Source organism: Sphingobacterium shayense, from assembly GCF_013179575.1.
Lineage (GTDB): Bacteria > Bacteroidota > Bacteroidia > Sphingobacteriales > Sphingobacteriaceae > Sphingobacterium > Sphingobacterium shayense.
This window is the reverse complement of sequence record NZ_JABMCQ010000325.1, coordinates 1-1,303: the sequence shown is the minus strand read 5'-3', so window position 1 is coordinate 1,303 and position 1,303 is coordinate 1. Positions and strand designations below refer to the sequence as shown.

Annotated in this window: 1 rRNA gene; it reads right to left on the bottom strand. The window is 49.8% G+C overall.

The features are described 5' to 3' along the window. Positions 1 to 1,303, bottom strand: a 23S ribosomal RNA gene (locus HP439_RS19125); the annotation flags it as partial.

Sequence of the window (1,303 nt, the reverse complement as noted above, 5' to 3'; positions counted from 1 at the left end):
TAGGATTCTCTCCTCGACTACCTGTGTCGGTTTACGGTACGGGTTTTTATAACCTGAAGCTTAGCGGGTTTTCTTGGAAGTCTGATTACCTGCACTATCAGCGCCGCCGAAGCTTTGCTGTACTATCGGAGTTCAGCTAGTCGCGCGGATTTGCCTACGCAACCAATACCTACATCCTTCAACGAACTATTCCGTCAGTTCGCGGCAGTGTCACTACTCCGTCACCACATCGCAGTTATAAAAAGTACTGGAATATTAACCAGTTGTCCATCGGCTCTCTCCTTTCGGATGCGCCTTAGGCCCCGACTAACCCTGATCCGATTAGCGTTGATCAGGAAACCTTAGTCTTTCGGTGGGCGGGTTTCTCACCCGCCTTATCGTTACTTATGCCTACATTTGCTTTTCTATACAGTCCACCGGAAGTCACCTCCCGGATTCACCCCATATAGAATGCTCCCCTACCAGTATATACTCTATAGTATATAATCCATAGCTTCGGTAGTAATCTTGATGCCCGTTTATTATCCACGCCCGGTCGCTCGACTAGTGAGCTGTTACGCACTCTTTAAATGAATGGCTGCTTCCAAGCCAACATCCTAGCTGTCTGGGCAACCGGACCTCGTTAGTTCAACTTAGACTACATTTGGGGACCTTAGCTGATGGTCTGGGTTCTTTCCCTCTCGGCCTTGGACCTTAGCACCCAAAGCCTCACTGCCGATCATATCTTACAGCATTCGGAGTTCGTCTGGATTTGGTAGGATTTGACTCCCCCGCACCCAATCGGTAGCTCTACCTCTGCAAGACTCTATATCGACGCTGTTCCTAAAAACATTTCGGGGAGTACGAGCTATTTCCCAGTTTGATTGGCCTTTCACCCCTACCCTCAGGTCATCCGGAAACTTTTCAACGTTTATCGGTTCGGTCCTCCATTACGTGTTACCGCAACTTCAACCTGCCCAAGGGTAGATCACAAGGTTTCGCGTCTACCTCACCTGACTATACGCCCTATTCAGACTCGCTTTCGCTTCGGCTGCGTCCCTGAAGGACTTAACCTTGCCAGATAAGAGTAACTCGTAGGCTCATTATGCAAAAGGCACGCCGTCACACCACAAAGGTGCTCCGACCGATTGTAAGCACACGGTTTCAGGTTCTTTTCACTCCCCTGTTCGGGGTTCTTTTCACCTTTCCCTCACGGTACTGGTTCACTATCGGTCTCTCAGGAGTATTTAGCCTTACCAGATGGTGCTGGCAGATTCCCACAGGATTTCTCCGGTCCCGCGGTACTCAGGGTATCACTAGCGCT